Annotated in this window: 22 protein-coding genes; 4 read left to right on the top strand and 18 right to left on the bottom strand. The window is 57.5% G+C overall.

Annotation, left to right across the window (positions count from 1 at the left end; genetic code table 11):
* Positions 1–23: 23 nt before the first annotated feature.
* Positions 24–1391: a DNA repair protein RadA gene (radA, locus tag ACTG2S_RS04895; RefSeq protein ID WP_005340481.1), complete on the bottom strand. Its 1368-nt coding sequence runs from the start codon at positions 1389–1391 to the stop codon at positions 24–26.
* 100 nt (positions 1392–1491) lie between these two features.
* Between radA and ACTG2S_RS04890 the strand changes: the two genes are divergently transcribed.
* The gene (locus tag ACTG2S_RS04890; RefSeq protein WP_439982075.1) at positions 1492–3870 is read left to right on the top strand and encodes a PilZ domain-containing protein; all 2379 of its coding nucleotides are present in this window, start codon (positions 1492–1494) and stop codon (positions 3868–3870) included.
* A 54-nt stretch (positions 3871–3924) separates the two neighbouring features.
* Here ACTG2S_RS04890 and ACTG2S_RS04885 read toward each other — a convergent pair whose 3' ends face one another.
* Together ACTG2S_RS04885 and serB are read right to left on the bottom strand one after the other, a co-directional pair.
* Positions 3925–4830 carry an alpha/beta hydrolase family protein gene (locus ACTG2S_RS04885; RefSeq protein WP_202003086.1) on the bottom strand — a complete coding sequence of 302 codons (906 nt, stop codon included), beginning with the start codon at positions 4828–4830 and terminating at the stop codon, positions 3925–3927.
* A gap of 28 nt (positions 4831–4858) precedes the next feature.
* Positions 4859–5869, bottom strand: a complete 1011-nt coding sequence (gene serB, locus ACTG2S_RS04880) for a phosphoserine phosphatase SerB (RefSeq protein ID WP_439982073.1) — start codon at positions 5867–5869, stop codon at positions 4859–4861.
* Between the two features lie 123 nt (positions 5870–5992).
* On the opposite strand from serB, the gene ACTG2S_RS04875 reads away from it, so the two are divergent.
* Complete coding sequence (locus tag ACTG2S_RS04875) at positions 5993–6610, top strand: AhpA/YtjB family protein (protein WP_439983232.1); 618 nt, start codon at positions 5993–5995, stop codon at positions 6608–6610.
* 67 nt (positions 6611–6677) lie between these two features.
* Here ACTG2S_RS04875 and deoD read toward each other — a convergent pair whose 3' ends face one another.
* The 7 genes from deoD to ACTG2S_RS04840 form a co-directional block, all read right to left on the bottom strand.
* Positions 6678–7394 carry a purine-nucleoside phosphorylase gene (deoD, locus tag ACTG2S_RS04870; RefSeq protein ID WP_005340471.1) on the bottom strand — a complete coding sequence of 239 codons (717 nt, stop codon included), beginning with the start codon at positions 7392–7394 and terminating at the stop codon, positions 6678–6680.
* 76 nt (positions 7395–7470) lie between these two features.
* Positions 7471–8679: a phosphopentomutase gene (locus ACTG2S_RS04865; RefSeq protein WP_123173778.1), complete on the bottom strand. Its 1209-nt coding sequence runs from the start codon at positions 8677–8679 to the stop codon at positions 7471–7473.
* 14 nt (positions 8680–8693) lie between these two features.
* The gene (gene deoA, locus ACTG2S_RS04860) at positions 8694–10025 is read right to left on the bottom strand and encodes a thymidine phosphorylase (protein WP_005358033.1); all 1332 of its coding nucleotides are present in this window, start codon (positions 10023–10025) and stop codon (positions 8694–8696) included.
* A gap of 109 nt (positions 10026–10134) precedes the next feature.
* Positions 10135–10908 carry a deoxyribose-phosphate aldolase gene (gene deoC, locus ACTG2S_RS04855; protein ID WP_368167554.1) on the bottom strand — a complete coding sequence of 258 codons (774 nt, stop codon included), beginning with the start codon at positions 10906–10908 and terminating at the stop codon, positions 10135–10137.
* A gap of 425 nt (positions 10909–11333) precedes the next feature.
* Positions 11334–11504 carry a XapX domain-containing protein gene (locus ACTG2S_RS04850; protein WP_005340467.1) on the bottom strand — a complete coding sequence of 57 codons (171 nt, stop codon included), beginning with the start codon at positions 11502–11504 and terminating at the stop codon, positions 11334–11336.
* A 125-nt stretch (positions 11505–11629) separates the two neighbouring features.
* On the bottom strand, positions 11630–12904 hold the full coding sequence (locus tag ACTG2S_RS04845; RefSeq protein WP_005340466.1) for a NupC/NupG family nucleoside CNT transporter: 1275 nt from the start codon (positions 12902–12904) through the stop codon (positions 11630–11632).
* A gap of 222 nt (positions 12905–13126) precedes the next feature.
* Positions 13127–13900, bottom strand: coding sequence for a TatD family hydrolase (locus ACTG2S_RS04840; RefSeq protein ID WP_274160564.1), 774 nt, complete (start codon positions 13898–13900; stop codon positions 13127–13129).
* 41 nt (positions 13901–13941) lie between these two features.
* Between ACTG2S_RS04840 and ACTG2S_RS04835 the strand changes: the two genes are divergently transcribed.
* The gene (locus ACTG2S_RS04835; protein ID WP_274160563.1) at positions 13942–14553 is read left to right on the top strand and encodes a type II secretion system protein; all 612 of its coding nucleotides are present in this window, start codon (positions 13942–13944) and stop codon (positions 14551–14553) included.
* Between the two features lie 325 nt (positions 14554–14878).
* Here ACTG2S_RS04835 and luxS read toward each other — a convergent pair whose 3' ends face one another.
* From luxS to ACTG2S_RS04795, 8 genes are all read right to left on the bottom strand, one after another.
* Positions 14879–15388 carry an S-ribosylhomocysteine lyase gene (gene luxS / locus ACTG2S_RS04830; RefSeq protein WP_005340462.1) on the bottom strand — a complete coding sequence of 170 codons (510 nt, stop codon included), beginning with the start codon at positions 15386–15388 and terminating at the stop codon, positions 14879–14881.
* Between the two features lie 18 nt (positions 15389–15406).
* Positions 15407–16000, bottom strand: coding sequence for a transglycosylase SLT domain-containing protein (locus ACTG2S_RS04825; RefSeq protein ID WP_274160595.1), 594 nt, complete (start codon positions 15998–16000; stop codon positions 15407–15409).
* A gap of 59 nt (positions 16001–16059) precedes the next feature.
* Positions 16060–16398 (bottom strand): nitrogen regulatory protein P-II, encoded by a 339-nt coding sequence (glnB, locus tag ACTG2S_RS04820; RefSeq protein ID WP_005308848.1) that lies wholly within the window; start codon positions 16396–16398, stop codon positions 16060–16062.
* Positions 16399–16407: 9 nt separating this feature from the next.
* Positions 16408–18030 (bottom strand): NAD+ synthase, encoded by a 1623-nt coding sequence (locus ACTG2S_RS04815; RefSeq protein WP_439982071.1) that lies wholly within the window; start codon positions 18028–18030, stop codon positions 16408–16410.
* Between the two features lie 73 nt (positions 18031–18103).
* Positions 18104–20203, bottom strand: a complete 2100-nt coding sequence (locus tag ACTG2S_RS04810) for a type IV pilus modification PilV family protein (RefSeq protein ID WP_201944111.1) — start codon at positions 20201–20203, stop codon at positions 18104–18106.
* A gap of 158 nt (positions 20204–20361) precedes the next feature.
* Positions 20362–21312, bottom strand: coding sequence for a PilX N-terminal domain-containing pilus assembly protein (locus ACTG2S_RS04805; RefSeq protein ID WP_439982069.1), 951 nt, complete (start codon positions 21310–21312; stop codon positions 20362–20364).
* 1 nt (position 21313) lies between these two features.
* Positions 21314–21937 carry a PilW family protein gene (locus tag ACTG2S_RS04800; protein ID WP_123173786.1) on the bottom strand — a complete coding sequence of 208 codons (624 nt, stop codon included), beginning with the start codon at positions 21935–21937 and terminating at the stop codon, positions 21314–21316.
* The gene (locus ACTG2S_RS04795) at positions 21928–22470 is read right to left on the bottom strand and encodes a GspH/FimT family pseudopilin (RefSeq protein WP_100646787.1); all 543 of its coding nucleotides are present in this window, start codon (positions 22468–22470) and stop codon (positions 21928–21930) included. Before ACTG2S_RS04795 ends, ACTG2S_RS04800 begins: the two co-directional genes overlap by 10 nt.
* A gap of 95 nt (positions 22471–22565) precedes the next feature.
* Between ACTG2S_RS04795 and ACTG2S_RS04790 the strand changes: the two genes are divergently transcribed.
* Positions 22566–22952 carry a type IV pilin protein gene (locus ACTG2S_RS04790; RefSeq protein WP_100646788.1) on the top strand — a complete coding sequence of 129 codons (387 nt, stop codon included), beginning with the start codon at positions 22566–22568 and terminating at the stop codon, positions 22950–22952.
* The last annotated feature ends 4 nt before the right edge of the window (positions 22953–22956 follow it).

Raw genomic sequence — 22956 nt, 5'->3', positions numbered from 1 at the left:
GTCTCGATTGCAATGCTGAGGGATTACAGCGCCTCGAGTGCCTCAGACAGCTTCTTGACCGGCACCACTTCCATCCCTTCGATCGGATGCTTGGGGGCATTGGCGTGCGGCACGATGGCACGACGAAAACCGTGTTTGGCCGCCTCCTGCAACCGCTCCTGGCCAGACGGCACTGGGCGAATTTCACCGGAAAGACCCACTTCGCCGAACACCACCAGATCCTTGGGCAGCGCCTGATCCCGGAAGCTGGAGACCATCGCCAGCAGCAGCGCCAAGTCCGCACTGGTCTCCTCGACCTTGACACCGCCAACCACGTTGATGAAGACATCCTGATCCGCCATCTGCAGCCCGCCGTGACGGTGCAGCACCGCCAGCAACATGGCGAGCCGGTTGTGATCCATCCCCACCGCCACCCGGCGCGGGTTGGAGAGCTGGGAGTAGTCCACCAGCGCCTGCAACTCCACCAGCAGCGGCCGGGTGCCCTCCCAGATCACCATGACGATGGAACCGGGCGCCTGCTCCTGCCCTCGGCTGAGGAAGATGGCTGAGGGGTTGCTCACCTCGCGCATCCCCTGCTCGGTCATGGCAAAAACCCCAAGCTCGTTGACCGCACCGAAGCGGTTCTTGTGGGAGCGCAGAGTCCGAAAACGGGAGTCATGGCCACCATCAAGCAGCACAGAGCAGTCGATGCAGTGTTCCAGCACCTTGGGGCCCGCCAGACTGCCATCCTTGGTCACATGACCCACCATGAAGATGGCCACATGATTCTGCTTGGCATAGCGGGTCAACAACGCAGCCGCTTCGCGCACCTGTGAGACAGAACCGGGGGACGATTGCACATCCGCCACATGCATCACCTGAATGGAGTCGATCACCATGATCTGCGGCTGCTCCTGCTGGGCAATCAGACAGATCTGCTCGACACTGGTCTCGGAGAGCATCCGCAGCTTGTCGGTGGGTAGCCCAAGGCGGTTGGCCCGCATCGCCACCTGCTGCAGCGACTCCTCACCAGTGACATAGAGGGTTTTCATCCGCTCAGCGAGACCACACATGGTCTGCAGCAACAGGGTCGACTTGCCCGCCCCCGGGTTGCCGCCGATCAGAATGGCCGAGCCTGGCACCACACCGCCACCAAGCACCCGATCCAGCTCCTTGAAACCTGAGGTAAAACGGGGAATTTCGGTGGTGGCAATCTCTGCCAGTGTCTGTACCTGACTGCCGACCGCGCCGGCATAACCGGTGTAACGGGCACTCTTGCCAGCGGGGCTCACCGAGCCGAGGCGCACCTCGGTGATGGTATTCCACTCCTTGCACTCGCTGCATTGACCTTGCCAGCGTGTGAAGTCGGCACCACATTCGGAACAAACATAAGCAGTTTTATTTTTGGCCATTGATAACTCGGGGACAGGATGAATTCCTGCTTGATATACTTGTTTGCGACCGACAGATCAAACCCAGAATCGGAAAAGTGACTTTCCGTGGCAGGAACAAATGGATTCAGAACACCAGCAACATCTGATTGAACAACTCGTCCCCTTGCTGCGGGAGAAAGATTTCGAGGAGATCTTCAACCGCATGACTCAGGAGGAAAACAGCAACAGCCGTTTTCTGATCAAGATGGAGCTCAAGCGCAAGTGCTCCCCCTGCCGCAGGGTCATCGACATGCGCGATGAGCTGGAGGATGAGTGCCTGGTGCATGAGTTCGACGGCATCACTCATTTCATGCCCGCCGATGCGATTGCCCTGTTCCAGTCCCAGTGCTATCTCTACCGCGATATCTATACCCTCGGTGTCTACGAGGCGCTGCAACAGTGGCAAAAACAGCACCACAACGCCCGCGTGGATGGTCAGCTGTCGCCGCCGGCCAGCCCCTTCCGGCAATATGATGTCAACACCATTGCCTTTGCCAGCTACTACGGCCGCCGTCAGGAGCGGATGCACTTCAGCTCGCCAGTGCTGATCAAGTTTCAGGATGGTGAGAAGCTGTTCGCCAAGAGTTCCGATCTCTCACTGGGTGGCATGCGGGTCTCGGTTCCCTATCTGCCGAACTATCACACCGGCGCTCAGGTGGAGGTCTTCTTTACCGGACTGGAGCGGGACACCCCCAATCCGGTGCTGCATCAGCCGGTCGGCTATCAGATCCTCGGCGAAGAGAGCAAAGAGGGGAAATACTGGCTGCGACTGGTGCGCTCCGGCGAACAGCCCGCCTTCGATGCCTTCCTCAGCGACTTTATCGATGCCAACAAGATCCGCTATCGGGTCAGCGTCGACTATCTGCTCTCCGCCGCCATCATCAAGGGGTATGAGCAGTTCTACCTGCCGCGGATGACCGGCATGCCGCTCTTCTTCGGCACTGGCGACAGCCCCAATCTCGAGATTGCCCTGCGTACGGAAAACAACCAGCACCTGCTGGAGTATTGGCGCGATGAGAAAAACCGCGATGCCCTCGCGGGGCTTTTCAGCGCAGAGCGGATGAAACGGCTCTGCCCGTCCCCCGGCACCACCACCGAGACCATCATCTACTGCTTTACCCACACGGTGCGCAGCCACATCTACTTCTTCTCCGCCACCGCCGAGGAGCTGCGCCAGAGTGGCCTCACCGCCCTCTTCTTCCAGGTGGGCTCCCGCCGCCCCAGCTGGCGAGTCTACAAGTTCACGCTGGAGGCGTGCGATCTGATCGAAGCAGATGTGGGACAACTGCAGGGGCAGGACAACCCGCAGTTGCAAGACATCCTGCTGCTCGAGCGGCTCAAGCAGGTCGGCTACTGCGGCCTGCTGCAGGAGATCGGCCTGGAGTCCCAGCGGGAAGAGTTCCATCAGGAAGGGGTCAGCAACAACGCCAACGAGCTGCAACGCTTTGGTCACGAACAGGGGGTTGCTCCGTTCGAGATCGAAACCCTGCACTATGTTCAGCTGCGCAAGGAGTCGCGCTACATCCACAAGACCGCGGTCGCCATCCATCACAACGGCAAATCCTGGATCGGCTGGACTCGCGACATCTCGACTCACGGCCTGCAAATCGAGCTGGAAGATGCCTTTATCGGCGAGAAGAACGATGTGGTGACCATCGCCCTGCCCCGCTTGCAGGAGCTCTCCAAGAGCATGGATCTGCAGCGCCTCTCCTACCGACTGGTCAGCCTCAACATGACCCGCACCGTGCTGCACCTCTGCATCGAAGGGGATTCGGATCGCCATACCGGCCGCCAATTCTTCAGCCTGCTGATCGAGAGCAACCAGAACAAGCTCAAGGCGGCGCAGGAGCAGCGCCGCTATCGTGGGCTGGCGCGGGCACTGCGCAACATCTACACCCACCACCTGTTCAACTCGCCGGTCTACGTCAACAAGCTGAAGGGCGCGCCCAAACCGGCCTCCATCGGCAAGTCTCTGCAACCACGCAGTCTGCAGCGGCTGCTGCAAGCCTGTGCCGAGCTGCCGGAGCAGGAGAACCTCTACCCGCTGTTTCAGGGGGAGTTGCTCAAGGAGCTACTGATGAACCCGCTGCGCGCCATCGAGCGGGAGGACAAACCGAGAGAAGACGAGGTCTATATCGCCAGCATCCAGACCAAGGCTGGTCTGCCCATTTTCAGCAGCCGGCTGGCCAGCAGCTTTGCCAACCACAAAGAGAAGCGTCAGTTCATCGAGCTGGCGCAGCAACAGGGGGAGTTCTACTCGGTGCTGGTCGGTATCTCCCGTACCGGACGGCCCGACACCAACTTCATCGCCAACGAGCTGGACTACATCGCCAAGTTCGCCATCCACAAGGCGCGCAAGCTGGAAGAGGAGCTGTGGAGCGTGGTGGGGGTGGGCGAACTGACCGATACCACCCAGGCCACCCTGTTCCGCTTTGGCATCACGCCGCCGCTGAACTGATGATCCGGAAACAGACAAAAATGAAACAGGGCGCTCGAGGCGCCCTGTTTTTTGTCATGCCGCCTGCGGGTTGAGCAGCCAGTCGAGGATCTGGGGGAAGTGATCCTCCTGGGCCTGCGGGGCGGTCAGCATGTTGATGTGGTCATAATCGAGGCGGTTGCCATTGTCCCGCCCCAATCGGGTGTGACGAGTGGCCGACCCCATCTCGTCGCTGAAACGGCGCACATCGGTCGGGTGACCCAGCACCTTGTCCGCTTTGGCCGAAATCATCCAGAGCGGTGGCCAGTTGACCCGTGCCGCCGCCTCGTCATAGGCAAAACCGTCGTGAGGATCCTGCCAGGGGCCGCACTTGACCCAGGGGATGGTCTCCTGCAGATAGCGCAGCGGCTCGTCGTCAGCACCGATCTTCAGATTGCGAGCCGCCAGAAAACCACGGCGGCGAGCCAGCCAGGGGGCCAGCCGATTCCAGATCAGATCTACCTTCAGCCAGCGCTCGGGATTGTGCACCGACACTCCGCGCTTGGTGCCAAAAAACAGCAGACTGGCAACCTGTTCCGCCAGCTCGGGGAAGCGCACCAGAGTCGAGGCCATGATGACACCACCCCAGGAGTGGGCCACCCAGTGCACCTTGAAACCATGATGGCGCTCGGCAATCCAGCGCTGCAGGGCGGGCAGATCCTCGGTGATCAGCTCATGCTGACCGTGCTCTGCCTGCTCGGCGATGGCAGGAGTGCTGAGCCCCCGCCCCCGCAAATCAGCCACATAGACCTGATAGCCGTGGCGGGCCAGAAAGCAGGCCAGCCCCTTGCCCGATTCGGTATAGAAAATCCGTCCATTCTCGATGGCGCCGTGCACCATCAGGATCGGCTCGCCATGCACGGCGACCCGGGGTTTGATGTGGCGAACATGCAATTGATGGCCACCACAGGGGATAAACAGAGACTGCTGCAACAATTCCATTTTAATGGGTTTCCTCCTTGAAACACTGTCAGCGCTTGTCCCAGCGTTGCTCGCTGCAAGCCCGCGCCGCCAGCAGGCAGATCACCCCCTCCAGATCGTGATGATTGAGGGTGGCCGCCGCCTGCGCCCGCACCAGCGGCTTGGCGTGAATGGCGATGCCAAGGCCAGCTACCCCCATCATCTTGAGATCGTTGGCACCATCGCCGATGGCCACGGTCTGGGCGGGTGCAATGGCATATTCGGCAGCCAGCTGCTGCAACACCTCGGCCTTGACGCTGGCATCAACAATGCGCCCGCTCACCTTGCCGCTCAGTTGCTCCCCTTCCACCGCCAGCTCGTTGGCGAAGATGGCGTCGAGCCCCAGATCGCGCTGCAACTGGCCAGCAAAACGGGTAAAACCGCCGGAGGCGATAGCAACACGCCACCCCGCCTGTTTGAGGGTATCGACCATCAGCTGCAAGCCCGGCATCCAGGGCATCCATGCCGCCACCTCGTCGAGAATGGTGACCGGCGCGCCTGCCAGCAGGGCCACCCGATTGCGCAGGCTGTCGGAAAACTCCAGCTTGCCCTGCATCGCCGCGGCCGTCACTGCCGCCACCTGCTCGCCAACCCCGGCAAGGCGGGCAATCTCGTCTATACACTCGATGCGGATCGCGGTGGAGTCCATATCCATCACCAGCAGGCCGGGCTCGTTCAGGGTCGGTAGCGCGGGCAGATGGCAGAGATCGATCTCCCACTCACCGCTCTTGAGCTCGGCCACCAGCTCGGCAGAGAAGCGATCGCAGCCAAGCAGCAGCAACGGCACGCCCGCCACCTCGGTGGGAGGATAGAGGGTGGCCGCCAACCCCTGCGCTGCCAACAATGGAGACAAATGCGCCAGATGGGAGGCGCCCAGCCCCTTGCCAAACAGCACCAACCAGCCGCCAGCCTGCGGAGTCTCTGTCGGTTGCAACGCATCTGCGCTGAGCTGCCAACAGGGTGAGCCGGACAACAACGCGGGCCAATCGGATAACAGAGGGGGGAGCAGGGACAACAACATAAGGGATACGCCTTCCTTGGTGATCAGGGGGTTAACAATGCTGGCCCAGAGTAGCGTATTGCTTTTTGTACAGGCAAGCGCCAAGATCCCGCCACTCCTTGTTACCATGAGGTCTCGCGCTTGCTGCGTCATCTTCCCATCAAACGTGTTCTCAGCCTGGGTGCCGGTATCCTGCTCGGATGCTGGGTGCTCGGTGTGCTCATCCATATGCAGGGTGAAAGCCAGGCCTCGCTGCACAGCGAAGCGCGCAACCGGGCACAGGCGCTGGTCGCCTATGCCGCCCGCGACATGAAACGCTGGATCAAGGAGGAGAAGAGCAGCGAGCTGGAGCGGCTGGCGCGGGATCTGGCGGCGGAGCCGGAGATCCTCGATGCCACCCTCTACGACGGACGCGGCATTCCACTCGCCCAGTCTGAGCAGGCGGTGCCGCTGGAGAGCCTGCTGCCCATCGGCAGCGATAACAAGTCACTGCCGGAGCAGGGCAAGGGGCGGATCCAGTTCGTACAGGAGATCCGGGATGGCGAGCAGACCATCGGCTTCCTGCGCATCACCCTGGAAGAGCAGCAGATGCTGGCAGACAAGGACACCCGGCTCAAGGTGGTGCAGGAGAAACAGCGGCTGATGCTGCTGGTCGCCCTGCTTGCCGGGGTGCTCATCTCCTACGGCGTGCGCCGTAACTACATGCGGGTGCGCAAGCACAAAAAAAAGAGTACGCCCCCCTCGCCACCTCCGGAAAACTGATGGCGCAACCAGAGATCAGATACAAAAACGGCGGCCAGAAGGCCGCCGTTTCTTATTCGCAAAGGAATTACTTGTCGCCCAACAGGACGGAATCCAGCGCGATCTCGATCATATCGTTGAAGGTCAGCTGACGCTCTTCAGAGGTGGTCTGCTCACCGGTACGGATATGGTCGGAAACGGTGCAGATGGTCAGTGCCTTGGCACCGTACTCTGCGGCCACGCCGTAGATACCGGCGGCTTCCATCTCGACACCCAGGATGCCGTATTTTTCCATGACATCGAACATGGAGGGGTCCGGAGTGTAGAACAGGTCGGCGGAGAAGATGTTACCGACGCGCACGGCAACGCCCTTGTTCTTGGCGGCCTGTACGGCATTGGCAACCAGGTCGAAGTCGGCGATGGCAGCGAAATCGTGATCCTTGAAGCGCAGACGGTTTACTTTGGAGTCGGTGCAGGCACCCATACCGATCACCACGTCACGCAGTTTCACGTCTTCACGCACGGCGCCACAGGAGCCCACACGGATCAGGGTCTTCACACCGTAATCGGTGATCAGCTCTTTGGCGTAGATGGAGCAAGAGGGGATACCCATGCCGTGACCCATTACGGAGATACGACGGCCCTTGTAGGTACCGGTAAAGCCGAACATGTTGCGCACGTCGCAGATCTGCTCGACGTTCTCCAGGAAAGTTTCAGCGATGTACTTGGCGCGCAGGGGGTCGCCCGGCATCAGTACGGTATCAGCAAAGGCGCCATCTTTCGCATTGATATGAGGAGTTGCCATTCTCTTGATTCCTTCACACTAGGTTGAGTTTTATTGTTTTATAAATTGCCCGCCGCCGAAGTGGCGGGCGGGTAAATTACAGGAAGCTGGTACCGTACGCCAGTTTCGGCAGGCCGTGATAAGCCGCGATGCTCTGGCCGATATCGGCAAAGGTCTCGCGACGACCGACGGAGCCGGCCTTGACCGGCTTGCCGAAGAACAGCACCGGAATGTATTCGCGGGTGTGGTCGGTCCCACCCCAGGTCGGGTCACAGCCGTGGTCGGCAGTCAGCACCACCACGTCGCCATCTTGTAGCAGATCAAACAGCTCCGGCAGGCGGGAATCGAAATACTCCAGCGCACCGGCATAACCGGCAACGTCACGGCGGTGGCCGTAGGAGGAGTCGAAGTCAACGAAGTTGGTGAAGACGATGGTGTTGTCACCAGCCGCTTTCACCTCTTCCAGCGTGCGATCCCACAGCTCGGTCAGACCGGTCCCTTTCACCTGCTTGGTGATGCCCTGCTGGGCATAGATGTCGGCGATCTTGCCGATGGAGACCACCTGGCCACCCGCATCTTTCATGTAATCCAGCACGGTCGGCGCCGGCGGCAGCACTGAGTAGTCGTGGCGGTTGCCGGTACGCTTGAAGTTGCCCTTGCCAGTGCCCACGAACGGACGCGCAATCACGCGGCCGATGTTGTAGGGCTCCAGCAGCTCGCGCACTATGTGGCACAGCTCATAGAGCTTCTCGAGGCCGTAGGTCTCTTCGTGGCAGGCAATCTGGAACACGGAGTCGGCAGAGGTGTAGAGGATCGGCTTGCCGGTCTTCATGTGCTCTTCGCCCAGATCGTCCAGCACCTGGGTACCGGAAGCGTGGCAGTTGCCCAGATAGCCAGGCAGACCGGCCTTCTCGACGATGGCGTCCAGCAGCTCCTGCGGGAAGCTGTTGTGGTGATCCTTGAAGTAGCCCCACTCGAACAGCACGGGCACACCAGCGATCTCCCAGTGACCGGACGGGGTGTCCTTGCCGGAGGAGAGCTCCTGCGCAAATCCGTAGGCACCAACCACCTCGATATCTTTCTTCAGCCCTTCCGGGAAGTAGCCGGAGGCCTGCTCGCAGGCGTGGCCCAGACCCAGCTTGTTGAGGTTGGGCAGATTGAGGGCGCCACGGCCTTCAATTTCACCTGCCGCACACGCCTTGGCGATATGGCCAAGGGTGTTGGCGCCCACATCTCCGAACTTGTCGGCGTCGGCAGCTGCGCCAATACCGAAAGAGTCCATCATCAGAATAAAGGTACGTTTCATGGGTCTTCCCCTTGTTACAAATCGGCCAGGGTGATACGGCGGTACACTTCAGGCAGTGCTTCCGGCCGCTCGCCACCAATCCGGACAGCCGCCTGCACCATGCTGGCAGCCTGAGCATATTGCTCTTCAGTCTGAGCGTGGATCATCGCGATCGGCTTGTCAGCATCGACGCTTTGACCCAGGCGGATAAAGTCGGTCAGACCGACCGCATAATCAAGTTTGTCACCGGCAGCGCGCCGACCACCGCCCATCGCCACCACGGCCAGACCCAGCTCGCGTGTATCCATGGCGGTCACGAAACCGCTGTTGGCCGCGAAGACCGGGCGCACGATGGCAGCCTTGGGCAAGTAAGCGTCATAACGCTCCATGAAATCGGCCGGGCCACCGAGACCAGTAACCATGCGACCGAAGATCTCGGCGGCCTTGCCGTTATCCAGCACCGCCTGCAGCTTGGTGCGGGCATCGCGCTCGTCGCTGGCAAGACCGGCAGAGATCAGCATCTCGGCGCACAGCGCCATGGTCACTTCGTGGATCCGCGGGTTGCGGTATTCACCTGTCAGGTAACGCACCGCTTCACGTACTTCCACCGCGTTACCGGCGCTGGAGGCCAGCACCTGGTTCATATCGGTCAAAAGCGCAGAGGTGCGGCAACCGGCACCGTTGGCCACGGCCACAATGCTCTTGGCCAGCTCTTCGGAGGCTTCGAAGGTTGGCATAAAGGCGCCGGAGCCCACTTTCACATCCATCACCAGCGCTTCGAGCCCGGAGGCGAGCTTCTTGGAGAGGATGGAGCCGGTGATCATGGCGATGGATTCGACGGTTGCAGTAATGTCACGTACTGCATAGATACGCTTGTCAGCGGGGGCAAGATCGCCGGTCTGGCCGATGATGGCGACACCCGCCTCTTTCACCACTTTCAGGAAACGGTCGTTGTCGACCGAGGTCTGGTAGCCGGGAATAGCATCCAGTTTATCGAGGGTACCGCCGGTGTGGCCCAAGCCACGGCCGGAGATCATCGGCACGAAACCGCCGCAGGCGGCGACCATCGGGCCAAGCATCAGGGAGACAACGTCACCCACACCGCCGGTGGAGTGCTTGTCGACAATCGGGCCACCCAGATTGAGGTGATCCCAGGTCAGCACCATGCCGGAGTCGCGCATGGCGCAGGTCAGGGCAACCCGCTCATCCATGGTCATGTCTTTGAAGTAGACCGCCATCGCCAGGGCGGCAATCTGCCCCTCACCGATGGTGTTGTTGGTAATGCCCTGAACGAAGAATTGAATTTCTTGGGTACTGAGCGCTTCACCGTTGCGCTTCTTGCGAATAATTTCTTGAGGCAAAAACATCTTTCATTCCCTCCGCCATTGCTGGCGTTACACAAGCCTGAATCCTTGCCCGCACACCGCATGGTGGGGGCTAACAGGGCGGACAGCCGTCCGCCCTCTCATCAACCTATTAGTAACCGCTGGTGTTGGCTGGCTTGTCGCCATGCCCCAGAGTGGCCAGCAGACTGGCCAGCAGGCTGGATGCACCAAAGCGGAAGGTACGGGCAGATACCCAGTCGTTGCCGAGGATCTCTTCGGCCATGGCCAGGTACTGACCGGCAACGGCGGCATCTTTCACGCCACCAGCAGGCTTGAAGCCGACTTTCGGATTCTTGGCCTTGATCACTTCCATCATGATGCGTGCCGCTTCTGGGGTCGCATTGACCGGCACCTTGCCGGTAGAGGTCTTGATGAAGTCGGCACCGGCATCGATACAGATTTCGGAAGCGCGACGGATCAGCCCCTCTTCTTTCAGCTCGCCGGTTTCGATGATCACTTTCAGCAGCACGTTGGCACCGCAGGCCTCTTTACAGGCTTTGACCAGATCAAAACCGATCTGTTCATTACCAGCCATGAAGGCGCGATACGGGAACACCACGTCCACTTCGTCAGCACCGTAGGCGACTGCGGCACGGGTTTCGGCCACGGCGATCTCGATGTCGTCGTTGCCGTGCGGGAAGTTGGTCACGGTCGCAATGCGTACGTCGGCAGCGCCGATCTCACGCAGGGTCTTGCGAGCGATAGGGATAAAACGGGGGTAGATGCAGACGGCGGCGGTCAGGCCAGCCGGTGACTTGGCCTTGTGGCACAGGTCGATCACCTTCTGATCGGTGTCGTCATCGTTCAGGGTGGTCAGGTCCATCAGGTTCAGGGCGCGCTGAGCGGCCACTTTCAGATCAGTCATTCTGTTCTCCAAAGTCTCGATTTAATCCAGATAACCGGGCACCACCATACCATCCAGCGATGGATGCACAGGCAGTAATCCCCCAGCTATACGGGAATGGAATTACAGTGCGAAGGCACCGGCACTATCGGGATGCTATTCAAAACACCCTGCAGGCACTGCGACTGTAAATAAGGCAAGAGCCCTGTCACTTTCTTACAAAAGTGCGGACTTGGTTCCATGAAGACTTGAGAAAGGCCGACAACATCTGACCCGACTTCCCAATCAATTCCATTTGACCGCCAACACCCGATTTCATCGAGTATTAGTCATTGCCAGCACCCTGCTGGCAACGCCTATTTCAGCCGAGATACCCCCTGTTTGCAAGCCGGATTTGCCAATTTCAGAGGTACCTCACATCTGGCAAATCCAGGTCTAAAAAAGCCTTACGAAAAGAAACGGGTCAGGATCCAGGAGTAGGCCAATCCCCCCAGATAGACCCCGACGATCCCCATTACCCCGGACAAAACGGGAGGCGCCGGGATCGGCAATTTGAGGAAAGAAAACAACAAACCAACTATAAAGCCGGCCACCATCGCCAGTAGCACTTCATTCATATAACCTCCGATTTGACTCATTTTATTATTAGTTTAGATAGGAAAACGGTTGTCACCGCTCCATACGCGAACGCCACGGCAGATGCCGTGGCGTTCGTGTTTATACCCTGTCAGTCAGGCGGCGATTACATGCCGGACAGTGCCAGGAAGAAGCCTGCGATAGTGGCAGACATCAGGTTGGACAGAGAGCCAGCCAGTACGGCTTTCAGACCAAAGCGTGCAATGGTGCCGCGGCGGTTCGGCGCCATGGACCCCAGACCACCCAGCAGGATGGCAACAGAGGAGAGGTTGGCAAAACCACACAGCGCGAAGGAGATGATCGCCTTGGTGTGATCGGACATGGCCACACCGTTGATCAGCACTTCGTCTTTCAGGTACGGAGCGAAGTTCAGGTAAGCCACGAACTCGTTCACTACCAGCTTCTGACCGATGAAGGAACCGGCAACCACTGCTTCATTCCAGGGCACACCGATCAGGAAGGCCAGCGGGGAGAAGATCCAGCCCAGCAGCAGTTCCAGAGAGAGTTGCGGATAACCGAACCAGCCACCCACACCGGAGAAGATGCCGTTGATCATGGCGATCAGACCGATGAAGGCCAGCAGCATGGCGCCAACGTTCAGGGCCAGTTGCATACCGGCAGAAGCGCCAGCAGCAGCAGCGTCAATGACGTTGGCAGGCTTGTCATCCAGCTCGGCATCGGCAGAGCTTTCGTCGTAGTTCGGGGTCTCTGTCTCGGGAACCAGCAGCTTGGCGAACAGCAGACCACCCGGTGCAGCCATGAAGGAGGCAGCAATCAGGTACTCCATCTTCACGCCCATGGAGGCGTAACCGGCCAGTACGGAACCGGCAACGGAAGCCAGACCACCACACATGACGGCGAACAGCTCGGAGTCAGTCATCTTGGCGATGTAGGGACGAACCACCAGCGGCGCTTCAGTCTGACCGACGAAGATGTTGGCAGTTGCAGACAGGGATTCGGTGCGGGAAGTACCCAGTACTTTCTGCAGACCGCCGCCCAGCAACTTGATGACCATCTGCATGATGCCCAGGTAGTAGAGCACTGCAATCAGGGAAGAGAAGAAGATGATGACCGGCAGAACACGGAAGGCAAAGACAAAGCCGCCGCCACCGAACACTTCAAACATCTTGTTGCTGACCAGACCGCCAAACAGGAAGTCGATCCCGTTCTGGCCGTAGCTGATCACGCTGGATACCGCGTCGGACACGCCGACCAGGATATCGCGACCAACCGGAACATAGAGAACAAACGCCCCCAGACCGGCTTGAATAGCGAACGCACCGACCACGGTACGCACGTTGATTGCCTTGCGATTGCTGGAGAACAGCACCGCGATAAGGACGAGCGTCGCCATCCCTACCAGACCCATGAACAAATTCATTATTATCTTCCTCTAGTAGCACCTGGCTTGTTAGTGAGTTGTTATTAAACCCAACTAATCAAGGGGAGCGCATTATACTAATTAAAGTCCGATAAAATAGAATGCTGGTCACATTTTATCGTTACCAAAATGTCCAAGTGTCACAAAATTAGACAGCAAACGATTTTTACGCTCATTTTTTTTCCTGACAACTAAATCAGGTGTTGCGAATTTGTTTCATGGCTATTGGTCGTGATGGAAAATATGCCGGGCAGTTTCAAATAACACCTCGGCAACATCTGCCGACGGTTCATCCCGCAAGGTCATCAATATTTCCGCTATTTTCGGCAGCGCTTCCGGGGTATTCCGGGTGCCTTGTGCGCCTTGCAACGGCATATCTGGCGAATCGGTTTCCAGCACCAAAGCCTCGAGCGGCATAGCCCGAAATACCTCTCGCGTCTTGTTCGCCCGCTCAAAACTGATTACCCCGCCCACCCCGAGTCGAAAGCCTAGTTGCCAGAAAGCCTCGGCCTGCTGCAACGAACCGCTGAAAGCATGGATCACCCCGCCACGTGGCGGCTTGAAACGGCGCAACAGCTTGGCCACAGTGTCATTGGCACGCACCGAGTGGATCATCAGGGGAAGCCCGACATCGGCAGCCAGCCGGATCTGAGCCTCAAACAGCGCAAGCTGCCCCTCCTGCGGCACGTGAGAACGGAGGTCCAGCCCGCACTCGCCAATGGCCACCAGCCCGGCAGGCTGGCTCATTACCAGCGTTCGCAGCCGCTCCATCACCCCCTCCCGCTGTTCACCGGCATACCAGGGATGAATGCCCAGACCATAAAAGAGGCCGTCATACTGATCTGCCAGTGCCATCACACGAGTCCAGTTATCCTCTGCGATGGCAGGAATGATATACTCCGTCACCCCTAATGCCCGACAACGGGCCAGCAGCGCCTCCCTGTCCTGGTCGAACACCGGAAAGTCGAGATGGCAATGGGTATCTATCAGCTGCATATCACTCACACCTGTTTGCGGTATTTAATGGGTCATTGAACATGATGAACAACAGAAACAACGGCTTTACCCTGATTGAACTGGTGCTGGTGATCATAGTGCTGGGGATCCTGGCCGTCACCGCCCTGCCCCGCTTTATCAATATCAAGGATGATGCCCTGAAAAGCACGGTCTCGGCGACCGCAGGCAGCTTTGCCAGTGCAGTTCAGCTGGCTCATGCTGGCTGGGCGGTGAAAGTTCAGGGACAAGACCTCGCACTGTATAACTTCAGTGGGATGGGCAAGAAAGATCTGGATATCAACCATTATGGTTGGCCGGTGGGGACTGAGGAAGGTGGTCAAGGAGTCGATGAGCCCTCGACAGGTGGTGGTAGCGACGAAATATCAGTTAACAGCCCAGAGGACTGCGAGCTCCTCTTCGCGGCAATACTTGATACAGACCAAACTGCCTTCGAGAAGGACAGCACTTCCAGTTATAAGTCTGAGATTATTCGTGCAGACCATCAAACTGAGGCTGGAGGACTGGAACATCACAACTGCCGCTATATCCTGCGCGACTCGATGGGCCGCTTCCAGACTGGCTCGGAGTATGAAAACGGCCTCGGCTTCGAGTACAACAGCGTTACTGGTGCCGTGACCCGCAATTTTGATTGAGCTCAGCCTCTTCTGCGCAAGCTCGCTCTTTGCTTGAATCATCATCATAACGAACCGGCGTGCAGCAGCGCCGGTTCTCCTGAGTGAGCCCCCACTCCTCGCACCACGCGTCATAACGGGCCAGCCAACGCAGCAATACCCCCTTCATCGTCACACCTCCGCCAACAGGTTCAGGTTAAAAACCATCCTAATCAGAGTCGGCAAGGGGAGCAAGTGATCCCCATAACCGCGATCGGGCGGAATAAAAAAGAGCCGGTCAGCATGGCTGACCGGCTCTTTTAACATTACCTGAAGAGGTTACCTAATGAGCGACAGCTCATCAGCCTCACAGACTCTTCAGCTTCTCTTCCGGCAGGGCCAGCTCGTCGTTATGGTTGACGCCGATACCGCGCTCCAGCACATGACGGGCGATGGCGTGCGCCTCTTCCAGCGAGTGCATGCTGTAGGTGCCGCACTGATACTCGTTCAGCTCGGGGATCTTGGCCTGATCCTGCACGGTCAGCACGTCGCTCATGGCCGCCTGCCAGGCTGCGCCAACACGGGCTTCGTCCGGCGCGCCGATCAGGCTCATGTAGAAACCGGTACGACAACCCATGGGGGAGATATCGATGATCTCCACGCCATTGCCGTTCAGGTGATCACGCATAAAACCGGCGAACAGGTGCTCCAGCGTATGGATACCGCGCTCGGAGAGGATCTCCTGATTCGGTACGCAGAAACGCAGGTCGAACACAGTAATGGTGTCCTTGTTCGGGGTCTGCATGGTCTTGGCCACACGCACCGCTGGCGCTTCCATACGGGTGTGGTCAACGGTAAAACTGTCCAATAACGGCATTTCTGACTCCTGATTTGGTTACCAGAACCAGCCCCCACGGGAGAGCTGACCCTTGCATTGACGGTACTGGGCGCCGTAGCGCTGGGCGCGAGCCTCTACCTTGCGAGAGGTCTTCATCAACCACCCCTTGCTGCGATAGCTGCCACGCCGGTAGCCACCCCACCCTTCGTGATAGTTGAGGTACTGGCCATAGGCATCCCACTTGGAGGTGCCATTGAGCCGCTGGGCTTTGTTAGTGTACCAACCCATAAAATCGATGGCGTCGGCAAAATCATCGCGGTCACTCCAGCTGTTGCCGGTTTCCCGCTGGTAATCCGCCCAGGTTTCATCTTTGACCTGAGCATAACCATAAGCCGAACTGGCCCGCCCGGTCGGGATGAAGAGGAAATACTGCATCGGCGGCTGAGCATCATGTACGTACGAGGACTCCTGATACATCATGGCCATCACCACATGGATCGGCGTCCCCCACTTCTCGTTCATCTTGAGCGCGGCCTTGTGCCAGTCAGGCTTCTCGCGAAAGATCTGGCACAGATTCTCCGGCTGGGCCGGTGGACGGGTACTGCAAGCAGTAAGGCCCGCCAACAGGCTGGCGACCACCACGAAGCGCATCCATCCCATCAAATGAGGCCACACTTCACGCCTCTGGTCAGGTAAAGAGATAGCCAAGGTCAGATCGCGTCTTCGTTCTCTTCGCCGGTACGGATACGAATGACACGCTCCACCTCGCAGACGAAGATCTTGCCATCACCAATCTTGCCGGTGCGGGCAGTGTTCTGGATCGCTTCCAGACAGGCATCGAGATCCTCGTCCTGCACCACCAGCTCCACCTTCACTTTCGGCAGGAAGTCGACCATATATTCGGCGCCGCGATAGAGCTCGGTATGGCCCTTCTGGCGGCCGAAGCCTTTTACTTCGGATACGGTCATGCCGTTGATGCCGATCTCGGCCAGGGCCTCGCGCACATCGTCCAGCTTGAACGGTTTGATGATGGCTTCAATCTTCTTCATGGTGACTCCTTACCAGTTCTGTTTGCCGAACCCGGATGTAATGGGGTAACGGCGATCCTTACCAAAGTTGCGAGCCGTGATGCGGGGCCCGACCGCCGCCTGACGGCGCTTGTATTCGTTGAGATCCACCAACCGGATCACCTTACGCACCACCGCTTCCTCGAACCCTTCTGCCACCATGTCGGCCACGGACGCATCCTCTTCCACGTAACGCTTGAGGATGGCATCCAAGATGTCGTATGGCGGCAGGCTGTCCTGATCCACCTGATCCGGCGCCAGCTCCGCTGAAGGAGGACGGTCGATAACCCGCTGCGGGATCACATAGTCAACCGAGTTGCGATATTCGCACAACTTGAATACCAGCGTCTTGGGCACATCTTTCAGCACGTCGAAGCCACCGGCCATGTCACCGTACAGCGTGGCATAGCCGACCGCCATCTCGCTCTTGTTACCGGTGGTCAGCACGATACGACGACGCTTGTTAGAGAGCGCCATCAGCAGCACGCCGCGGCAGCGGGCCTGCAGGTTCTCTTCGGTGGTATCGCGGGCGGTACCTTCAAACAGCGGCGCCAGCTGGGTCATAAACCCTTCGAACATCGGCTCGATGGAGATGGTGTTGAACTCAACCCCCATCCGCTCGGCCTGCTCCTTGGCATCTTCCACACTCATCTGGGCGGTGTAGCGGAACGGCATCATCACCGCCTGCACCTTGTCGGCACCGATGGCATCGGCCGCAATGGCCAGCGTCAGCGCCGAGTCGATACCACCGGATAGACCCAGCACAGCGCCGTGGAAGCCGTTCTTGGTAACGTAGTCGCGCACTGCCAGCACCAGCGCCTGATAGGTCTCGGCCAACGGCTCCAGCGGCGCAGCGGGTTCCCGCTCCTTCACCGGCTGGCCATCAGCAAAACGTACCAGCGCCAGCTCTTCGGCAAACGGGGCCAGCTTGTGCGTCAGCTCGCCCTGGCTGCTGAACACCTTGGAGCAGCCGTCGAAAATCAGCTCGTCCTGACCGCAGACCTGATTGAGGTAGACCAGCGGCAGACCGGTCTGATCGCAGCGTTCGGCCATCAGCTCGCGGCGGATCCAGGGTTTCTCCTGATCATAGGGCGAGGCGTTGATGGTGAGCAGCAGTTCGGCCCCTGCCGCCTTGGCGGCCAGCGCCGGGCCTGGCTGCCACAAATCTTCGCAGATGAGCAGCCCCAGCTGGTGACCACGGAACGGCACCACACAAGTTTCGGTCGCGGCGGTGAAGTAGCGCTTCTCGTCAAACACGCCGTAGTTGGGCAGATCCTGCTTGAAGTAACGGGCAATCAGCTTGCCCTGCTCATAGAGGGAAGCCGCGTTGTAGAGCGCCTCGCCTTCACGCCAGGGATGACCCACCAAAATGGCACAGTTGCCCTGCCATTCGGCAAAACGAGCCAACGCGGCTTCGACCCGGATCATCAGATCGGCGCGCAGCAGCAGATCTTCCGGTGGATAGCCGGTCAGGGCCAGCTCGGAGCAGACCAGCAGATCGGCACCTTGCTGCTCGGCCTGAGCTGCCGCAGCGAGCACTTTGTCAGTGTTATCTTCGATGGCGCCTACCGTCAGATTCAACTGGGCAAGCATCAGAGAGAGGGCTTTTGCCATGGCGATGCATCTTGAATTCGAAAATGATGGGGAATGATAAAGAAAAGGCGCTGGCTGTGCCAGCGCCCAAGGCTTAACGGGTGCAAGTCAGACTGGTTGCATTGGTCACCCCGTTGTCCACCAGCAGCGAGCAAGGGCCACTCAGCACTTGGTTGTTGGACTGAGGGGTCATCTGTACGCTGAAAGAAGATGGCTGCAACATAAAGGTGGTGCTGCCCTGGTTGGTGTATGAGAGATTGATAACCAACGTTGAATTCTCAGGCGCTTCACACAGATATGCTGCCGGTTGATTATTCGCCTGTGGGTAATCAATACGGCAAGTCGCACCAGAGTTTGGTGTGCTGATGCTCAAATTGCTGAAAGAATTTTTGCCACATGCCTCGGGGGGAGGATTATTGTTCCCCTTGCCACGTTCCAAACATTGAATTCGCCCACTCACCTTGATGGTTGGCACGGTCTGCTGCGCCGCATCGACCTTGACCAGCATATCTGCCGTCAATGCCAGTGACTGGTCTCTGGCGGAGATCAAGGATGCGGTGATCCCCGAATTCCCCTGATATGCAGTGACTCGCACGGTCACGTCGCGCAGAACCTGATTGCTATCTTTGGTCGACTTCTTCGCCGTCATATAGCCTCGGCTATAACTACCGAAGTAGTAGTTATTGAGATCAACCACGGTTTTGACCGCTTCATTGGTCACAGCAACATAATCCGTGGCATTACCTGTGAGTTGAGTCAACGGTCCCATTGACCACTCCGCCAGCATGGTCAGGTTGATATCCTGAAAGGGTACTTTGGTTAGGTAATCGACTGAACTGGTATCAATATTGGCTAAATAGACGGGGTCAAGCACATCCACATAGATGCCTCGAGCAATAAGCTGCGCCGTCCCGGTACTCACTGTGATCCCGGTCGTAGTATTCCCTCCAGCTTCTGCATTGGTAGCCAGCCAGGTTGAAAAATCGGTGATGGTCGGCAAGGTGGCAGAGGCCCCTTTCACCCACCTCAGCGTCGATTTTTGCCAATCAATATAGGTCTTGACCACATATTTGATGTATTTCTGATAACTGGCCTGATTTGCTGGCTTGGCCAAAAAATCAGCGGTAGTTACGACTACTTTGACCAGATTCCAGTCCGGCAATGGACGGTAATAACCATCCAACCGGACAAAGCGGCACGCATCCACATATTTACCATTGGTCACCGCATTCAGAGAGCTGTTGTAACGAACTCTTGATGTATTCAATGGTGCATAGAAATTACTAAAACTCGACCCGCTGCCATCGAAATGGTCCTTACAGCAGCTAGAGCATAGGGCCGGCTGGCCATTGATACTGTTATCCAGAGACCCCGTGGGTTTACTCTGCATCGCACCTGCCTTCCAATAGAGTTGGTTGCTCGCCGAGTTGTAGATCTGGCCAGGCAGATAAGAGCTCAGGTTGTCATCGAAGCTACAGGAACAAGAGACGGATGCCATATCTTGCAAGACTTGCTGGGTACTGCCACCGGCTTCAGATTTGTATGTAACGGTTTCAAATTGCACCAATTTTCCAACCTGACCATCTTTGGAGGTGACGGTAGGTAAGGGCTTGCTGGTCTCCTGCTTGTTGCCATCTCCCAATTCGACAGAGATAACATCTGGCGCCACGCCAGGGGTGTAATTAACTTTTGGCCCCTGTCGGGTTGTATCCAATCCACCATCAAGCTGCGCCGAGCTTAGAGACTCTATTGGTGAAACATTGCCTGCCAGTTGTAATGTTTGGGCCTGTCCTTCGCTATCGGTCCAGCCAACGCTGACGATAATTGCCTTGCGTCCCGGATAGCTGAGACGATAACCAACTGGCGCTGTATTTTGCCAGTTAGAGCCATTCAAATACTGGTTGGTCACCGTCCAGGTCAGGGAGTAAGGATCCCCCGACATGGTCACTGCAGCACTTGCCGATGAGATTTGGTTGTAAGCCGTCAGTGGTGCTGTTGCGGTAACCACACTATTAAAATTGCGAAACTCATCAAGCTTGGACTCTGCCAGACGCATAGCAGTCTCATAACGGCGACCATCTTGCGACATGATCAACCCTGACTTAGACATTGCAACCAGTCCAACTATCCCCACCCCCAGCACAACCAGAGTAATGAGGATCTCAAGCAGGCCAAATCCTTTTTGCCTATTCATCGCCATCTCCCTCTACCAATCCCGCCAGCTACCAGGCACCTGATTAACGACCTGAAAAGAGGCGCCATTCGATATATTGCTCAAAACACCGGCATCGTACTTGGCATCATAGGTACCATTGGCATTACCCAGTTGATAGTTGGCAACCATAGCGCCGTTTACGATGGCGCCACCGTCAACTTCACATCCGTTGCTGCAGAAGCTGGATTTGATGAGTAAGCGAACACGAGGCCATACAGAACGGTATTACCGTTCACTGCCAGATTGCCATTACGCACGATCAGAATGACTGGTGCGGTCACAGAGCCAACATTCGCAGAAGGCTTGCAATCACCATCCACTATGACAAGACCCGTTGACGTCGGGCCAAGGCTGCTGCAATCGGTCAACTTTTGGGTCGCTCTAGCCTCCAGATTTGACCAACCTGTCGCATCATCCTTTTCATTAAATAGATACCAGACCAAATCGGTCGGGAAAGCCGTATCGTTGTCCTTGATATCTGACTGTTTATCCCCTTTCTGGCTGATATTGGCAGAGCACCCCCCGTTATAATCCCCCTGATGACAGGTTTGCCCCGTACCAGTTATGAGGTCGACATTACCATTGGTCCAGACCGACAGAGGAACGCCAAGACCGCCACCATTTGGGTTGGCCACAATGGTAAAATTACCCCCCACTGCCATACCACCAGCAACAGTCAAGGGAGCCGCAGGAGTGCCGGCCAACACACTGAACCGAACGACTTTGGTTTCTACTACCGCTTGGGCCTGATCATTGCTTAACGTCGCCTGGGAACGCACTATGACGGGGGTCACCGCCACAGATCCCACCGTAATAGCGGCATCGTCAACAGATGACAATGTGTAGCTCCCAGTCGTTAAAGTGGTTGTTGCCCCGCTGGTACGCCAAGTTGGATCAAGAGCCAGCCGCCCAAGTCCATCAGCCAGGCCCACCTCAGCCATCGCCATCGCTTGTCGATAGAGCACCTCATTGAGCGTTACCCGCCGATCTGCAACCAGCATCTTGCCAACCAGCAGCGAGATACCGAGCAGGATCAACACCAGCAATAGAGTGATGGTAAAGGTTGTAAAACCGGACTGTCGCTTCATCTCAGTACCCGTCGTTACGCAATTTGATATCACGCTGCAGAGTCAAGGTCAGCGCAGGCGACGCTTTGAAACGACCGCTCACCATCAGTTGCAGCGCTCGTGCCCCGCTGCCCTGACTGCTCGGCAACAGTTTCAGCGTCATCCCGGTGATCTCAATGGTGTCATCGGTCGAAATAAAAGTGCCATTACCGCATGTTGTGGAACCAGTTCCCTGTTTGATTCCTTTATCAGCGCTCAGATAGCTGTATACCAAGGTGTCATCTGTGCCCAACACACCGTTCCCATCGTTGTCATAACGTACTCTGACACAGGTATACAAACCGGAACCGGTAGCTGTTTCATTCATCAAGTCTGTAACGGTATCAAAGTAGAAACTGGATCGGCTGCCAGAGGGGGCTGCAAGAAACTGGGTTGCGTTGGCGTCATAACCGGCCCGTTGAATGTCCCGAGCGATCATGTCGGTCAGAGCCTGTACTTCCTGATTCAAACGGCTGGTCTGCATGGCGGTATAGTTAGCCTTGAGGATGGTGGCAAACAATGATGTCACTGCGGCAACCAGCAGCAAACCAGCCACCATAGCCACCATCAGCTCGACCAGACTAAAGCCCCGCATCTTCAATTGCATGCAACCTCCCCGATCACACTGCTGACTGCACAGGTTCTCACTCGACCCAGATTGCTGGTGATCACTTTCATGCTTGCATTAGACGAGGTGACCGTAATATTGCCGCTTGGCAAAGTACCGCGACGGGGTGAGAAGGTGATGGGCCGAGTGTTGCTGGCACTCTCGGCATATGAGCCCGTCAGGATAATCCCGGGGAATTCACTAGCGTCAGCTCCTTTGCGCCCTTCCAAGCTGGAGCAAGTATCGCTGCAGCTTGCACAGCTGCTGTCACCATCAATACTGATGCGATAGCACCAGTTACTGGTACCGCTGTTGAAGATAATAAACTGCAAGGTGCGATTACGTTTGATCGCCTCTGACTTGAGCAGCATGATATCCGTGTATACGGCCTGAGTAGCCGCCTTGACCATCTGCTCCTGGCGCAATGACTGATAACTGGGGATCGCCACGGTCAGCAGCAACGCGACCAACGCGACAGCGATCATCAATTCAATCACGGTAAAACCGGCTGAGCGGCCTTCTGCGCATTCCATTGGCTAAAGACTCCTTTCTTTTCGCACATGCCAGTAGAGTATGAGGTCAGTGCTATCCTATAGTATCTACCTGTTTAACGAACCCTGCCGCGCCCATGAGAATCAAACAATCTGGAATCACCCTGCTGGAATTGATGGTGGTCGTTGCCATTGTTGCCATTATTGCTGCTGTCGCCTACCCGAGCTTTACCGACGGTCTGCGTAAATCTCGTCGAGCCGATGCCATCAAGGGCTTGTTGACCATGCAGCTCAAACAGGAAGAATTTCGCATCTCCAATGCCAGTTACAGCAGTGCGATAGCCAGTGTGGGCAACCCAACCAGCGACCACTACACCTTTAGCATTTCTGGCGCCACCGCCACCGCCTACACACTGGTAGCCACCAGCAAGGGGGCCCAGGTCGGCGACAAGGCCGGCAATACGGCCTGTGATACCCTGACTATCAACAAGGCCGACACCAAGACTCCTGCCGCCTGCTGGTAACTGA

This window comes from Aeromonas sp. 82P (genome assembly GCF_051919365.1).
Classification (GTDB): Bacteria; Pseudomonadota; Gammaproteobacteria; order Enterobacterales; family Aeromonadaceae; genus Aeromonas; species Aeromonas veronii.
The sequence above is the reverse complement of the archived record's forward strand: the minus strand, read 5'-3'. Positions and strand labels throughout refer to the sequence as shown.

Bases quoted from the DNA above. Each gene is read 5' to 3' on its own strand.
- radA (WP_005340481.1), bottom strand. From the start codon at position 1,391: ATGGCCAAAAATAAAACTGCTTATGTTTGTTCCGAATGTGGTGCCGAC.
- ACTG2S_RS04890 (WP_439982075.1), top strand. From the start codon at position 1,492: ATGGATTCAGAACACCAGCAACATCTGATTGAACAACTCGTCCCCTTG.
- ACTG2S_RS04885 (WP_202003086.1), bottom strand. From the start codon at position 4,830: ATGGAATTGTTGCAGCAGTCTCTGTTTATCCCCTGTGGTGGCCATCAA.
- serB (WP_439982073.1), bottom strand. From the start codon at position 5,869: ATGTTGTTGTCCCTGCTCCCCCCTCTGTTATCCGATTGGCCCGCGTTG.
- deoD (WP_005340471.1), bottom strand. From the start codon at position 7,394: ATGGCAACTCCTCATATCAATGCGAAAGATGGCGCCTTTGCTGATACC.
- ACTG2S_RS04865 (WP_123173778.1), bottom strand. From the start codon at position 8,679: ATGAAACGTACCTTTATTCTGATGATGGACTCTTTCGGTATTGGCGCA.
- deoA (WP_005358033.1), bottom strand. From the start codon at position 10,025: ATGTTTTTGCCTCAAGAAATTATTCGCAAGAAGCGCAACGGTGAAGCG.
- deoC (WP_368167554.1), bottom strand. From the start codon at position 10,908: ATGACTGATCTGAAAGTGGCCGCTCAGCGCGCCCTGAACCTGATGGAC.
- ACTG2S_RS04850 (WP_005340467.1), bottom strand. From the start codon at position 11,504: ATGAATGAAGTGCTACTGGCGATGGTGGCCGGCTTTATAGTTGGTTTG.
- ACTG2S_RS04845 (WP_005340466.1), bottom strand. From the start codon at position 12,904: ATGAATTTGTTCATGGGTCTGGTAGGGATGGCGACGCTCGTCCTTATC.
- ACTG2S_RS04840 (WP_274160564.1), bottom strand. From the start codon at position 13,900: ATGCAGCTGATAGATACCCATTGCCATCTCGACTTTCCGGTGTTCGAC.
- ACTG2S_RS04835 (WP_274160563.1), top strand. From the start codon at position 13,942: ATGATGAACAACAGAAACAACGGCTTTACCCTGATTGAACTGGTGCTG.
- luxS (WP_005340462.1), bottom strand. From the start codon at position 15,388: ATGCCGTTATTGGACAGTTTTACCGTTGACCACACCCGTATGGAAGCG.
- ACTG2S_RS04825 (WP_274160595.1), bottom strand. From the start codon at position 16,000: ATGCGCTTCGTGGTGGTCGCCAGCCTGTTGGCGGGCCTTACTGCTTGC.
- glnB (WP_005308848.1), bottom strand. From the start codon at position 16,398: ATGAAGAAGATTGAAGCCATCATCAAACCGTTCAAGCTGGACGATGTG.
- ACTG2S_RS04815 (WP_439982071.1), bottom strand. From the start codon at position 18,030: ATGGCAAAAGCCCTCTCTCTGATGCTTGCCCAGTTGAATCTGACGGTA.
- ACTG2S_RS04810 (WP_201944111.1), bottom strand. From the start codon at position 20,203: ATGAATAGGCAAAAAGGATTTGGCCTGCTTGAGATCCTCATTACTCTG.
- ACTG2S_RS04805 (WP_439982069.1), bottom strand. From the start codon at position 21,312: ATGAAGCGACAGTCCGGTTTTACAACCTTTACCATCACTCTATTGCTG.
- ACTG2S_RS04800 (WP_123173786.1), bottom strand. From the start codon at position 21,937: ATGCAATTGAAGATGCGGGGCTTTAGTCTGGTCGAGCTGATGGTGGCT.
- ACTG2S_RS04795 (WP_100646787.1), bottom strand. From the start codon at position 22,470: ATGGAATGCGCAGAAGGCCGCTCAGCCGGTTTTACCGTGATTGAATTG.
- ACTG2S_RS04790 (WP_100646788.1), top strand. From the start codon at position 22,566: ATGAGAATCAAACAATCTGGAATCACCCTGCTGGAATTGATGGTGGTC.